The organism is Cytobacillus gottheilii (assembly GCF_001636345.1).
GTDB classification, from domain to species: domain Bacteria; phylum Bacillota; class Bacilli; order Bacillales; family Cytobacillaceae; genus Cytobacillus; species Cytobacillus gottheilii.
On sequence record NZ_KV440945.1, the window covers coordinates 1678982 to 1692870 of the forward strand.

Annotated in this window: 12 protein-coding genes and 1 other annotated feature; all 12 genes read left to right on the top strand. The window is 39.2% G+C overall.

Annotated elements, in window-relative coordinates; translation table 11 throughout:
* The first annotated feature begins 18 nt into the window (after positions 1 to 18).
* The 12 genes from ltrA (at position 19) to rpoD (ending at position 13773) form a co-directional block, all read left to right on the top strand.
* A complete protein-coding gene (ltrA, locus tag A6754_RS08060) occupies positions 19 to 1452 on the top strand; it encodes a group II intron reverse transcriptase/maturase (protein ID WP_066443505.1) in 1434 nt (477 codons plus the stop codon).
* Positions 1453 to 2448: 996 nt separating this feature from the next.
* Complete coding sequence (locus tag A6754_RS08065; protein WP_066443508.1) at positions 2449 to 2847, top strand: cytidine deaminase; 399 nt, start codon at positions 2449 to 2451, stop codon at positions 2845 to 2847.
* Entirely contained in the window at positions 2840 to 3751 is a 912-nt protein-coding gene (gene era / locus A6754_RS08070) for a GTPase Era (RefSeq protein WP_066443514.1), read from the top strand. The genes A6754_RS08065 and era overlap by 8 nt, the downstream gene beginning before the upstream one ends.
* A gap of 151 nt (positions 3752 to 3902) precedes the next feature.
* Positions 3903 to 4046: a YqzL family protein gene (locus A6754_RS08075; protein ID WP_066443516.1), complete on the top strand. Its 144-nt coding sequence runs from the start codon at positions 3903 to 3905 to the stop codon at positions 4044 to 4046.
* A gap of 30 nt (positions 4047 to 4076) precedes the next feature.
* Complete coding sequence (gene recO / locus A6754_RS08080) at positions 4077 to 4832, top strand: DNA repair protein RecO (RefSeq protein ID WP_066443517.1); 756 nt, start codon at positions 4077 to 4079, stop codon at positions 4830 to 4832.
* Between the two features lie 42 nt (positions 4833 to 4874).
* Positions 4875 to 5055: a binding site (T-box leader), on the top strand.
* A 94-nt stretch (positions 5056 to 5149) separates the two neighbouring features.
* Positions 5150 to 6031 (top strand): glycine--tRNA ligase subunit alpha, encoded by an 882-nt coding sequence (glyQ, locus tag A6754_RS08085; protein ID WP_066443520.1) that lies wholly within the window; start codon positions 5150 to 5152, stop codon positions 6029 to 6031.
* A gap of 1 nt (position 6032) precedes the next feature.
* On the top strand, positions 6033 to 8105 hold the full coding sequence (gene glyS, locus A6754_RS08090; RefSeq protein ID WP_066443523.1) for a glycine--tRNA ligase subunit beta: 2073 nt from the start codon (positions 6033 to 6035) through the stop codon (positions 8103 to 8105).
* Between the two features lie 291 nt (positions 8106 to 8396).
* A complete protein-coding gene (gene ccpN, locus A6754_RS08095; protein ID WP_066443526.1) occupies positions 8397 to 9032 on the top strand; it encodes a transcriptional regulator CcpN in 636 nt (211 codons plus the stop codon).
* Positions 9033 to 9059: 27 nt separating this feature from the next.
* Positions 9060 to 9878, top strand: a complete 819-nt coding sequence (locus A6754_RS08100; protein ID WP_066443529.1) for a pyruvate, water dikinase regulatory protein — start codon at positions 9060 to 9062, stop codon at positions 9876 to 9878.
* A gap of 329 nt (positions 9879 to 10207) precedes the next feature.
* Positions 10208 to 10645 carry a YaiI/YqxD family protein gene (locus A6754_RS08105; RefSeq protein ID WP_082851645.1) on the top strand — a complete coding sequence of 146 codons (438 nt, stop codon included), beginning with the start codon at positions 10208 to 10210 and terminating at the stop codon, positions 10643 to 10645.
* Positions 10646 to 10686: 41 nt separating this feature from the next.
* Entirely contained in the window at positions 10687 to 12504 is a 1818-nt protein-coding gene (dnaG, locus tag A6754_RS08110; protein ID WP_066443534.1) for a DNA primase, read from the top strand.
* 144 nt (positions 12505 to 12648) lie between these two features.
* Positions 12649 to 13773, top strand: a complete 1125-nt coding sequence (gene rpoD / locus A6754_RS08115) for an RNA polymerase sigma factor RpoD (RefSeq protein WP_066443537.1) — start codon at positions 12649 to 12651, stop codon at positions 13771 to 13773.
* The last annotated feature ends 116 nt before the right edge of the window (positions 13774 to 13889 follow it).

Consider the following 13889-nt stretch of genomic DNA (forward strand, 5'->3'; position numbering starts at 1 on the left):
AAAGGCGAGGAATACGCAATGAATCAAGAGTGGAAATTTAAATTACACAGTGTTTATGGACAACTTCTATTCGACCGTAAACTCACGAAAAGCTTTGAGCAAGTGAAAGCAAATAAGGGTGCAGGCGGAATAGATGGTGAAACAATTGAAAGTTATGAACGAAACCTGCATGACAATATCATGAATCTTCTTGGAAAGTTGAAATCAAAAACATATCATCCTCAACCTGTTCGCAGAGTCTATATTCCAAAGAAAAATGGAAAGAAGCGTCCATTAGGAATCCCAACAATAGAGGACCGTATTGTGCAACAAAGCGTAGTCAATGTTCTTCAACCTAAATTTGAAGAACAACTTTTCCATAGCTGGTCAGTGGGATATCGTCCAAATCGAGGAGTCAAAAGAGCCTTACAGATCATCTTGTGGAATATTGAACAAGGATATAATCACATATATGACTGTGATATCAAAGGATTCTTTGACAATATCCCTCATGAGAAATTGATAAAAGTGCTAAAGAAATATGTTTCAGACCGGACAACCTTGAATTTGGTCGAGAAATGGCTTAAAGCAGGATATATGGAAGAAGGGAAAAGACTACACTCGGATTACGGAACACCGCAAGGTGGAGTAATATCACCACTCCTTGCGAATGTCTATCTCAATGAAATGGATTGGATATGGGATCTGCATGGAATACGTTTTGTTCGTTACGCAGATGATTTTCTTCTTTTCGCCAAAACAAATGATGACATACAAAAGGCTGCCGCCTTAACGAAAGACGAGCTAAAAGAATTAGGATTAGAAATTGCCAAGGAGAAAACAAAAGTTGTAGACTTTCAAAAAGATAACTTTGATTTCTTAGGTTTCACTTTCCACCACTGGAGAGAAGGAAAGAACAACAAAAAGCCTGTCTTTCACGTAACACCTAAAGCAGAATCCATTAAAGACTTTCGTCTTAAAATAAAAGAGAAGACAAGAAAGAACCTTACTTTAAGTAAGGAAGAATGGATCAAACGGGTGAATCCCATCATAAGAGGAAAAGTGAATTATTATGTCACTATTATTTCGGCGATTAAAGAGAATGCAGATCTGGGTCTTAAAAGTAACTGTAAAACGAGATGGGTTCGGAGAACTCTAGAAGCCCTAGATGGATATATAAGAAGAAGACTGAGAGTGGCTTTTATTCATAAGCATCCTTCTCAAAGGAAAGGAATGAAGATGCAAAGCAGATGGAATAATGTATTCTTTCTAAAAATCAACCTCATTCCCACCTACTGGCTTTATCTAAACAAAGCTTATGGTTACACGAAAGAACAGTACATGGATGACATAACAAAGAAATCCAAACACCGTGTGAAGAATAGAATTAGACGCGCAAAAGAAAAAGGTGAAGAATATTATTCTTCACACCGTCTAAGCAAGATGCAAAATGCCTGGAATGCATCCTCTTGATAACATTATAAACATATGGGTAAGCCGTATGCCTTAATAAGGCATGTACGGTTTGATAAGGGGGAAGCCATGTAAGTGGTTTCCCTACTTTATTTGGGGTGGTTAAAGAAGAGAAAGCAGGGGCGTAGTGTCGTGAAAAGAGCGGAAACACACCCTTTGATATCCAGAAACTGGTAGATATTGTCGTGAAAAGAGCGGAAACACACCCATAATATCCAGAAACTGGTGAATAGTGTCGTGAAAAGAGCGGAAACACACCTCTAATATCCAGAAACTGGTAGAAAGTGTCGTGAAAAGAGTGGAAACACACCCTTGATATCCAGAAACTGGTAGATATTGTCGTGAAAAGAGCGGAAACACACCCCTAATATCCAGAAACTGGTGGATGGTGTCGTGAAAAGAGCGGAACACACCCCTAATATCCAGAAACTGGTGGATAGTGTCGTGAAAAGAGCGGAAACACACCCCCTGATATCCAGAAACTGGTGGATAGTGTCGTGAAAAGAGCGGAAACACGCCACTAATATCCAGATAATGTTGAATAGTGTCACGAAAAGAGCGGAAACACAGCCCTATTATTCAGAAACTAGTAAACTGTGTCACAAAACAAACCAAAACAAGCCCACATTACCCATGATACTGGCATGCCGATCACAATTAAAGCCCAACCCGCGCTCTTTTAACCAAATAGGAACCATAAGTGATTCCCGCCCCCAAAATGAAATGAATCCATCAAGCAAGATGGCGAGCAAAATCACCACGCCCTCCTAGCCATTTGTTAAAGAACCGCAAAGATTTTGTAAACACAGCTACAACCTATTTGAAACCGTTGCCTAAATCGGCTAAAATAACAGAACAGCAAACAAATAGGGCTAATTCATTAACTGAATTTTCAATTTTTTTATTACAATTTGACAACAACCCATGTAATTGCTCTTGAAATGATGTAAAATAAGTGTAAGGCTTCGGTCTTGGTATTGAAAGGAAGAATGTATAGTGGAAATCACACAATTAATCGAAGAAGCAAAAGTAGCAAGAGAAAAAGCATATGTACCATATTCTAAATTTAAGGTTGGCGCCGCTCTCCTTACGGATGAAGGTACCGTTATACATGGCTGCAATATTGAAAACGCAGCATATAGTATGACCAATTGCGCAGAAAGAACAGCGCTTTTTAAGGCATACTCTGATGGAATTACTAAATTTAAAGCAATTGCAGTTGTAGCAGATACAGATGGGCCTGTTGCTCCTTGTGGTGCATGCCGCCAAGTAATCTCTGAACTTTGCAGCAAAGATACAAAAATCATACTAACTAATTTAAATGGAGCTATTAAAGAGCTTTCAGTAGAAGAGCTGTTGCCTGGCGCATTTTCACCGGAGGATTTACATGAATAACGAACAAAAGCATAAATCAGGGTTTATTTCCATTATTGGCAGACCAAATGTCGGAAAGTCGACTTTCCTGAACAGAGTTATTGGTCAAAAGATTGCCATTATGAGCGATAAACCACAGACAACAAGAAATAAAGTGCAGGGAGTTTTAACAACGGCGGATGCCCAGTTTATCTTTATCGATACACCGGGTATTCATAAACCAAAGCATAAATTGGGAGACTTCATGATGAAGGTGGCCCAGAATACGCTAAAAGGCGTAGATGTTGTGTTTTTTATGGTAAATGCCGAAGAAGGTTTTGGAAAAGGCGAAGAGTTTATTATCGAAAAATTCCAATCCGTTAAAACACCTATTTTTCTTGTGATCAATAAGATTGACCAAATTCACCCTGACCAGCTCTTATCGGTAATAGAGTCATACAAAGAAAAGTATGATTTTAAAGAAATTGTGCCGATTTCAGCTTTAGAAGGAAATAACGTTGAAACTCTTCTAGAGCAGCTGAAGGAATATATGCCGGAAGGTCCGCAATACTATCCTGCAGATCAGGTTACCGATCATCCAGAGCATTTTATTGTTTCTGAGTTGATTAGGGAAAAAGCTCTTCATCTGACACGTGAAGAAATTCCTCATTCACTTGCAGTGGTGATCGACAAAATGAAAAAGAAAGATGACAAGGACATTGTTCATGTGATGGCTACCATCATTGTTGAGCGTGATTCGCAAAAAGGTATTGTCATCGGCAAGCAAGGGAAAATGCTGAAGGAGATCGGACAGCGGGCACGATTGGATATTGAAAATCTGCTCGGATCTAAGGTGTTCCTCGAGCTTTGGGTTAAGGTGCAAAAGGATTGGCGCAATAAGATGACACAGCTGCGTGACTTCGGTTTTAGAGAAGACGAATACTAATTCTCTTATCTACATTATTAACGTTATTCATGTTCAATGAACGATTTTAATTTACAAATTTTTCGTCTTATGATTTTCAAAAGACAGGCTATGATAAGGTTAAGGAATCATAATTGCATTGCTAGTTAAATACGGAAAGGTGGGGTTATCGATGATGGAATTTACCTGGAAGGTTTTCTCGCAAACAGGTAATATTGACACATATCTTCTTTTTAAGGAATTGCAAAAGGAAACAAATGATATACCCGGAAATCAGGACGAAGAGCTAGCAGAGGTTGATTTTCCCATCTCATAGGATTGTCTAAATATAGGGATGGTGACGAATATGCTTGAAAAATGTGAAGGCATAGTCATTAGAACAGCGAATTATGGAGAAAGCAATAAAATCGTTACCTTATATACGCGCGAATGGGGAAAGGTTGGGATGATGGCACGCGGAGCGAAAAAGCCGAATAGCAGGCTCTCCGCCGTCACCCAGCCTTTTACATATGGATATTTTCTTATGCAAAGAGGAAGCGGGCTGGGCACGATGCAGCAAGGAGAAATGATTTCCTCGATGCGATCGATTAAGGAAGATATTTTCCTTACGGCTTATGCTGCATACATTGTAGAACTCTTAGATAGAAGTGTTGAAGATCGAAAGCCAAATCCATTCTTATTTGAGCTATTATTTCAATCGCTGAATCTGATTAATGAAGGCTATGATCCCGACATTATTATGAATATTTTTGAGATGAAAATACTGAATACGCTCGGTTTATATCCGGTGCTAAATCAGTGTGCGGTTTGCGGAAGCACCGATGGGCATTTCTCTTTTTCCATTCGGGAGGGCGGTCTTATCTGCCATCGCTGCCTTGAAAAGGATCCATACCATTACAAACTATCCCCGGCAGCAGTCCGATTGTTACGGCTGTTTTATTATTTTGATTTATCGAGACTCGGAGATATATCAGTTAAAGAAGAAACAAAGGCAGAGCTGAAGAAAATCATTACAGCCTATTATGATGAAAACTCTGGCTTAAATTTAAAATCAAAAAAGTTTTTGAATCAAATGGAGAAATTCGATGGCTTCTTAAAGTAATATTTGACTTTAAAAATGATTTTCGCTATGATTCAAATATTAATAGTTGCGATGACGAAGAGGAGTACTTAATTCAGTCTATAAAAGCGAACCTAGGGTGGTGTGAGCTAGGTGATAGAAGGATTAAGGAAGGGCACTTTACGAGCGACATGAACGTTGAAAGAGGCTGAAGCTTTTGCTTTGGCAAATAGGGTGGAACCGCGGGTTAACTCTCGTCCCTATGCCGTATTTAGGCATAGGGACGGGAGTTTTTTAGTTTTTTGACGATTAAGTCCCTGTTGTCTAACATCAATTTTATAAAAAGGGTGAGATGTGAGATGAATATTCAGAACATGATTCTGACATTGCAAAAGCATTGGTCAGAGCAAGGCTGCATTCTAATGCAGGCTTATGATGTGGAAAAAGGAGCGGGCACAATGAGTCCGTATACATTTTTAAGGGCAATTGGACCTGAGCCTTGGAATGTCGCATATGTGGAGCCTTCCCGCCGTCCGGCAGATGGACGTTACGGTGAAAATCCTAACCGCCTTTATCAGCACCATCAATTCCAGGTGATTATGAAGCCTTCTCCAGATAATATTCAGGAGCTGTACCTTGATTCACTTAAGGCATTAGGAATCGACCCGCTTAAGCATGATATTCGTTTTGTTGAAGATAACTGGGAAAATCCATCTCTTGGATGTGCTGGATTAGGCTGGGAAGTTTGGCTTGATGGCATGGAGATTACCCAATTTACATATTTCCAGCAGGTGGGCGGACTTGAATGTAAGCCCGTATCTGTGGAAATTACCTATGGAATTGAGCGTTTAGCTTCTTATATTCAAGATAAAGAAGATGTATTTGATTTGGAATGGACAAATGGCTTTACTGTAAGAGATATCTTCCTGCAGCCGGAATACGAGCATTCTAAATATACGTTTGAAACAAGCGACCCTGATATGCTCTTTAACTTATTTAATATTTATGAAAAAGAAGCACATCGTCAAATGGATGTAGGTCTTGTGCATCCTGCATATGATTATGTACTGAAATGCTCACATGTGTTTAATTTATTAGACGCAAGAGGCTCCATTTCTGTCACAGAAAGAACGGGATATATTGGACGCTGCCGGAACTTGGCAAGAAAAATAGCAAAAACATTCTATGAAGAGCGTGAAAAGTTAGGATTCCCAATCCTGCAAGCAAAGGAGGAAAATTAAGATGTCTAAAAAAGATCTCCTTTTAGAAATTGGTCTTGAAGAAATGCCCGCAAGATTTGTTACAAATTCAATGAATCAGCTTTCTGATAAAATTCAAGCTTGGATGATGGAAAAAAAGATTGATTTTGATCATGTTACGGCTTTTTCAACACCTCGCCGTCTTGCTGTAATGGTGGAAGGCATCAGTGAAGCACAAGAGGATGTACATGAAGAAGCAAAGGGGCCAGCCAAAAAAATCGCCCAAGACGAAAATGGCGAATGGACGAAGGCTGCCATTGGATTTTGCAGAGGGCAAGGAGCAACAGTCGAAGATATTTTCTATAAAGAAATTAATGGTGTTGAGTATGTTCATGTGAGAAAGTTTATTCAAGGCCAGCAAACGAGTTCGCTTTTACCTGAGCTGCAGCATGTTATTACGTCCTTATCTTTTCCTAAAAATATGCGCTGGGCAGATGAAGAGCTTAAATATATCCGTCCGATAAAATGGATCATCGCATTATTTGGATCTGAAATCATTCCATTTTCAATTGCAGGTGTACAGACATCCAATTGGACAATGGGTCACCGCTTCCTGGGTGAAAGCATGGAAATTACCAGCCCAGATGCCTATGAAAAAACATTAATGTCTCAGTATGTGCTTGTTAATTCGGATGAACGAAAAGAAGGCATCCGCAACCAGCTAAAACAGCTTGAGGAAGAGCATGGCTGGGTCATTCCAGTCGATGAAGATCTACTTGAAGAAGTTACTAACCTGGTTGAATATCCAACTGCTCTTTTTGGAAAGTTTGAGGAAGAGTTTTTGCAGATTCCACAGGAAGTTCTTATTACATCGATGAAAGAACATCAGCGTTATTTTCCTGTTAAATCAAAAGATGGAGATCTCCTTCCATTCTTTGTTACAGTGAGAAATGGCGGGCATGAGCATCTTGAAAATGTTGCAAAAGGAAATGAAAAAGTATTAAGAGCAAGACTGTCTGATGCAGCGTTCTTTTACAATGAAGATCAAAAAACAGCGATCAGCGATTCGCTTAAAAAGCTGGAATCCATTGTGTACCATGAGGAAATTGGTACGTTATCACAAAAAACAGCAAGAGTGCGCAAGTTAACGAACAAGCTGGCAGGGTTATTATCCTTTAATGAAAATGAAACTGTACAGGCAGATCGTGCAGCGGAGATTGCGAAATTTGACCTTGTGACACATATGGTATATGAATTCCCTGAACTGCAAGGTTTTATGGGTGAAAAATATGCGCTGCAAAAGGGTGAAGATCCTGCTGTTGCCAAAGCTATTAATGAGCATTATATGCCTAGAAATGCTGAAGACGGGACGCCTGAAAGCAATGTGGGAGCATTATTATCGATCGCTGAAAAGATCGATACGATTGCTGCCTGCTTTGCGATTGGCATTATCCCAAGTGGTTCACAGGATCCATATGCTTTAAGAAGGCAAGCAACAGGCATTGTGCAAATTCTTTTAAATAAACAATGGGTACTGCCGCTTGAAACGATTATTGATCTTGCTTTAGAGCTTGTTCAGGAAGATAATATCGCGAAAAAAGCTTTAGAAGAGATACAAAAAGATCTTTCTGCATTCTTTAAACTGCGCATCAAGCATATCTTACAAGAGCGCGGCGTTCGTTATGATCTCATTGATGCTGTTCTTGGCAATGAACTGGGTTCGATGCCTTCATTGGTTAAGCGTGCAGAAGTATTGGAAAAAGAGAAACAAAATCCGGATTTCAAAGAAAACATGGAAGCGCTTGGCCGTGTATTAAATATCTCTTCAAAAGCAGTACATGTTGGAGAAGTAGAAGAGCGTTTATTTGAGAATAACTATGAAAAAGAATTGTATAACAAATATGAGGAAGTTCGTAATCAGCTGCAGAACATTGCAGATGAGAAAAGTTTATACGACTTGCTTGTTTCATTAAAGCCTGCTATTGATGGTTATTTTGAACATACAATGGTAATGGCAGAACAGGAAAACATCCGTTCAAACCGTTTAAGCCAAATGGCTAAGCTTGCGGAGATCATTCGTCAATTTGCAAATGTAAATGAGATTATTGTGAAATAGAGATGCAGTTCCACTTTTTAGCAGAAGCTCTTTTTGAAGAGAAAGAAATTCTGGCTTCTGAAAATAGCGCGAGTGCTGATAAGTGAAGAGTACCTCAAACTAGTCTTATGTGAAAAAGCATGAAAAAAACTGTTGGATGAGCTTGTCTTAGCGACAAGCTCTTTCACATTGCTAAATTGAGCTGTTTTATTCACATTTTAAAAGGAATCTATTCTGTTCATTTTGTCCAAATAGTATATAATGTTTCTATAATAGTATGTCTTATTGAATCGTATACACGTACATAGATAGGTGGTGAGTGAAATCGAACTGAATAAAAGACAGGAAAAAATTCTGGAAATCGTTAAGGAAAATGGCCCTATTACCGGTGAAAATATAGCAGAACAGCTAAGCTTAACCAGAGCTACATTAAGGCCTGACTTGGCGATTTTAACAATGGCAGGCTACCTCGACGCCAGACCCCGGGTGGGTTATTTCTATACAGGGAAAACGGGAGCGCAGCTTCTGACGGAAAACATGCAGAAGCTGTTTGTGAAGGACTATCAGTCAATCCCAGTGGTGGTTAAGGAAAATGTGTCCGTATATGATGCCATTGTAACGATGTTCTTAGAGGATGTTGGAACATTGTTTGTTGTAGATGAAAAATCACTGCTTGTGGGTGTTCTCTCCAGAAAGGATTTATTAAGAGCCAGCATAGGCAAACAGGAGCTATCGGCCATTCCGGTCAATATCATTATGACAAGAATGCCTAATATTACTGTTTGCAAGAAAGATGATTTATTGCTCGATGTGGCTCAGAAGCTGATTGATAAGCAAATTGACTCCTTGCCGATCGTTAAAGAAACAGACGAAGGTCTTGAAGTATTAGGAAGAATTACCAAAACCAATTTGACAAAAGCATTTGTTGCACTTGCTGGAGAAAAGTAATTTGGACAAAGGAGATGGGGATCAAGAATGGGGAAGATGCCAATAATTTATGTTGTTTCAGATTCTGTAGGTGAAACAGCGGAACTCGTAACAAAAGCAGCTACAAGTCAATTTAATGGCGGTGATGTCATTATAAAACGGTTTCCATATGTTGAGGAGCTAACACATATTGACGAAGTAATCTCACTTGCCAAACTGGATAATGGAATGATCGCATATACCCTGGTAAAGCCGGAAATCCGCCAATATATGAATGTTTCAGCACAGGATGCAGGGATTTATGCCTGTGATATTATTGGGCCGCTTATGGACCAAATTCAGACATTTTGCGGGACGGAGCCTTTATATGAGCCAGGATTAGTCCGTAAACTCGATGAGGATTATTTTAAAAAGATCGAAGCCATTGAATTTGCTGTTAAGTATGATGATGGAAGAGATCCACGAGGGATTTTAAAAGCAGATATTGTTCTGGTTGGCGTTTCACGAACTTCCAAGACACCTCTGTCTCAATACTTGGCTCATAAAAGACTTAAGGTCGCCAATGTTCCGCTTGTGCCTGAAGTGGACCCGCCAGAGGAGTTATTTCTTGTTCAGCCCGAAAAATGCTACGGCTTAAAAATAAGCCCGGAAAAATTAAATAATATTAGAAGAGAAAGACTCATTTCATTGGGGCTCAGTGATAATGCAAGCTATGCAAATATTGAAAGAATCAAAAATGAAATCAATTACTTTGAAAACATTGTGAACAGACTGCAATGCCCTGTCATTGATGTAACAAATAAAGCCGTGGAAGAAACAGCCAATGTTATATTGAATCATTATCGTAAAAGATTTCCAGCTACTTAGCACATATTCATTATGTGCTCTTTTTAATGAAGTGAAGCAGTTTGGAAGATCAAGTCGTCTAAATTAAAAAAAATGACGAAATTTGCAATTATCATCTATTTATTAATGGAAAAACCAGCAATTATGTACTATAATAAAAAATTGTGATAAAAATGTCTTCTAAATAGGTTTAGAGTTGAGAGTGAACGAATAAACTATTTAAAGGAAGATGTCAAGGAACCAGCCGAAAAAAAATTCGACAAATATCCCTTTTGAAAAATTAAGCCAGTAAGAAGGAAAATGCGGAGTGATGTAGAATTAATAAGTCATTAGGCACAACTGCCATCTTTGTGGATGCAGATTCTTGTCCAGTTAAAGATGAAATTGTCGAAATTGCAAAAGCTTTTTCAATTAAAGTTGTATTTGTTGCTTCATATGCTCACATGAAGAATGAAGCTCAGGAAGCAGAATGGAGGTTCGTTGATTGTGATCAGGAAGCAGCCGATCTCTACATAATGAACCATACATCATCTCGCGATATTGTCATTACTCAGGATATCGGGCTGGCTTCTACTTTGCTTCTTAAAAACATGTATGTGCTGTCTCCTAGAGGAACGCTGTACGAAGAATCAAATATCCGGACGATGCTTGATATGAGATACCTCTCTGCTAAAGCACGCAAAAAAGGGATCTATGGAAAAGGCCCTAAACCTTTTACGAAACAGGATCGAATACATTTTATTAACACATTAACAAAAATTTTGTCGAAAGTTGAAGGGATTCCATAACTTTTATAGAATACCTCTTAGAACTAGTAGGAGTTGTTCTTATGGCAGATCTTATTGCATCAGAAAAAATTGATGAAATTCGCAGGTCTGTAGATATTGTTGATGTAGTCGGCGAATATGTCCAGCTCACTAAAAAGGGCCGCAATTATTTTGGATTATGTCCTTTTCATGGTGAAAATACACCTTCATTTTCTGTATCAACAGACAAACAGATTTATAATTGCTTTGGCTGTCACGCAGCTGGGGATGCCTTCTCGTTTTTAATGGACATTGAAGGATATTCCTTTCAGGAAGCTGCAGTGGAACTTGCTGAAAAAGGCAATGTGAAACTCGATATTGAAGCTCCGGCGGCGGCGGCTAAGTCCATGTCACCTGATTTTCAGCAGATGGTTGAAGCACATCAGCTATTAAGTAAATTCTACCATCATTTGCTCGTAAATACAAAAGACGGTCAGCATGCCTTAGAGTACTTGCTGAATAGGGGCTTTACAAGAGAGTCAATTGATAAGTTTCAAATTGGCTACAGTCTAAACTCTTGGGACTTTGTTTATAAGTTTTTAACAAAAAGAAAGTTTCCTGAAGGGTTAATGGAGCGTGCCGGACTAATCATTAAACGGGAAAAAGATGGCAGCTACTTCGATCGTTTTCGTGATCGAATCATGTTTCCGATTAATGATCGAAACGGAAATACGATTGCATTTTCTGGAAGAGCACTAGGGGACGATGATCCTAAATATTTAAATAGTCCAGAAACGCCAATCTTTAATAAAAGCAAAATTTTATATAATTTTCAATCGGCAAGAGCTCACATGAAAAAAATGCAGAGAGCCGTTCTGTTTGAAGGGTTTGCAGATGTGATTGCAGCCGATCGTGCTGGAGTAGAAAACGGTGTTGCCACAATGGGAACATCTCTAACTGACGAGCATATTGCCTTATTAAAAAAACAAGTACAATCCATCACCATTTGTTATGATTCTGATAATGCTGGGAAGGAAGCTGCTTTTCGAGCCTCAACCATGCTTTCTGACGCAGGATTTCAAATTAGAGTGGCAATGATGCCGGATGGATTAGATCCTGATGACTATATTCAGGCAAACGGGGCCGAAAAATTCAGAAATGAAGTAATTGATGGAAGTTTGACGCTCATGGCCTTTAAAATTCTTTATTTGCGCAGGGGGAAAAGGCTGCAGGATGAAGGAGATCGTCTTCTTTATATAGAAGAAGTATTAAAGGAGATTGCCAAGCTTGATAAAGCTGTAGAGAAAGACCTCTATATAAGGCAATTGGCAGAGGAATTTTCTGTTTCACTCGATGCGCTGAAGGAACAGCTTGCGGGAATGGAAAAGAAGCACTCCAGCAGCAAAGCTCAAAAAGAGCATGCTGGACGCTCAAATACACCCGTCATGTTGAATCCAGTTCCAGCTTCCTCTAAAATCAGGCCTGCTTTTCATACTGCAGAGAGAAATCTCATTTCTCATATGATGAAGGATGCAGACATTGCTTTTAAGGTTCAAAACCTTCTTGGTGAAAATACCTTTAATATCGATGAACACCAGGCGATTTTCACTTATTTATTAGGGTACTTTGAAAGCGGTCATTCGCCAGATACTAGTGCATTTATACATTTTATTAACGATGATAAGCTTCGTAAGATTTGTGCTGAGATTGCTTTAGTGACCATTAATGATGAAGTAAGTGAACAAGAGCTGTCTGATTATATTAAGCAGGTGTTGAATTATCAAAAGATGTTAAAGATAAAAGAAAAAAAGGCTGAGGCAAAAGAAGCTGAAAGGCAAAAGGATTATGTCAAAGCTGCATTAATCAGCATGGAAATTATTCAGCTGCAAAAGTCATTATAATCAGCTGTTTAATATATATTTTATCAATTACGGAAACACAGTAGAAGAAGTTTTGAGTGAAAGCTCATTTCTATATGGCATTAATGGTATGAAGACATTGCGGTTCACAATCGCGGTGTGTGATTTTTGGAAGGAGGGGGACAAATGGCTGAAAAATCGGCCCGTTCAAAAGAGGTTGATTCAGAATTGACCCTTGAACAAGCAAAAGAACAAGTGTTAGAGGTAGGAAAGAAGACTGGTGTTCTCGCCTATGACGATATAGCAGAAAGATTAGCCAACTTTGAGTTGGATTCACACCAAATGGATGAGTTTTATGAGTTCCTTGGAGATCAGGGAATTGAACTTGTCGGTGATAATGACGACGCAGATCCAAACGTAAAGGAACTTGCCAAAGGTGAAGAGGAATTTGACCTTAATGATTTAAGTGTACCTCCTGGGGTAAAAATCAACGATCCAGTCCGCATGTATCTGAAAGAAATTGGCCGTGTTGACCTACTGACTGCAGAGGAAGAAATTTCATTGGCAAACCGCATTGAAGAAGGCGATGAAGAAGCAAAACGCCGTCTTGCAGAAGCCAACTTGCGCCTAGTAGTTAGTATCGCCAAGCGTTATGTCGGACGCGGTATGTTATTCCTGGACTTAATTCAGGAAGGAAATATGGGTCTTATTAAAGCTGTTGAAAAATTTGATTACCGTAAAGGATTCAAATTCAGCACCTATGCTACTTGGTGGATTCGTCAGGCTATTACGCGTGCGATTGCAGACCAGGCAAGAACGATCAGGATTCCTGTGCATATGGTTGAGACGATTAACAAGTTAATTCGAGTACAGCGCCAGCTGCTTCAAGATCTTGGCCGTGAACCTTCACCAGAAGAAATTGCGGAAGATATGGACTTAACACCCGAAAAGGTACGTGAAATCCTAAAGATTGCTCAAGAACCTGTTTCACTTGAAACACCGATTGGTGAAGAGGATGACTCACATCTTGGCGACTTTATTGAAGATCAGGATGCAACTTCACCTTCTGAGCATGCCGCCTACGAATTATTGAAGGAACAGCTCGAAGACGTTCTTGATACATTAACGGATCGTGAAGAAAATGTGCTTAGACTTCGTTTTGGTCTTGACGACGGCCGTACACGAACGCTTGAAGAAGTCGGCAAAGTATTCGGGGTAACTCGTGAGCGTATCCGCCAAATTGAAGCAAAAGCACTTCGCAAACTTAGACATCCTAGTCGAAGCAAAAGACTTAAGGACTTCTTAGAATAGGAAAATTCACCTATTGATCAATAAAAAATTATGATTGCCTTAGAATAGTTTACTTCTTACAATAGAAGTAAACTATTTTTATTTTTAAAAAATGAAGCAGTACAGCTAAAGTAGAT

Coding starts and splice junctions, on each gene's coding strand:
- recO (WP_066443517.1), top strand. CDS start 4,077: ATGCTTGAAAAATGTGAAGGCATAGTCATTAGAACAGCGAATTATGGA.
- glyQ (WP_066443520.1), top strand. CDS start 5,150: ATGAATATTCAGAACATGATTCTGACATTGCAAAAGCATTGGTCAGAG.
- rpoD (WP_066443537.1), top strand. CDS start 12,649: ATGGCTGAAAAATCGGCCCGTTCAAAAGAGGTTGATTCAGAATTGACC.
- A6754_RS08075 (WP_066443516.1), top strand. CDS start 3,903: ATGATGGAATTTACCTGGAAGGTTTTCTCGCAAACAGGTAATATTGAC.
- dnaG (WP_066443534.1), top strand. CDS start 10,687: ATGGCAGATCTTATTGCATCAGAAAAAATTGATGAAATTCGCAGGTCT.
- A6754_RS08100 (WP_066443529.1), top strand. CDS start 9,060: ATGGGGAAGATGCCAATAATTTATGTTGTTTCAGATTCTGTAGGTGAA.
- ltrA (WP_066443505.1), top strand. CDS start 19: ATGAATCAAGAGTGGAAATTTAAATTACACAGTGTTTATGGACAACTT.
- glyS (WP_066443523.1), top strand. CDS start 6,033: ATGTCTAAAAAAGATCTCCTTTTAGAAATTGGTCTTGAAGAAATGCCC.
- era (WP_066443514.1), top strand. CDS start 2,840: ATGAATAACGAACAAAAGCATAAATCAGGGTTTATTTCCATTATTGGC.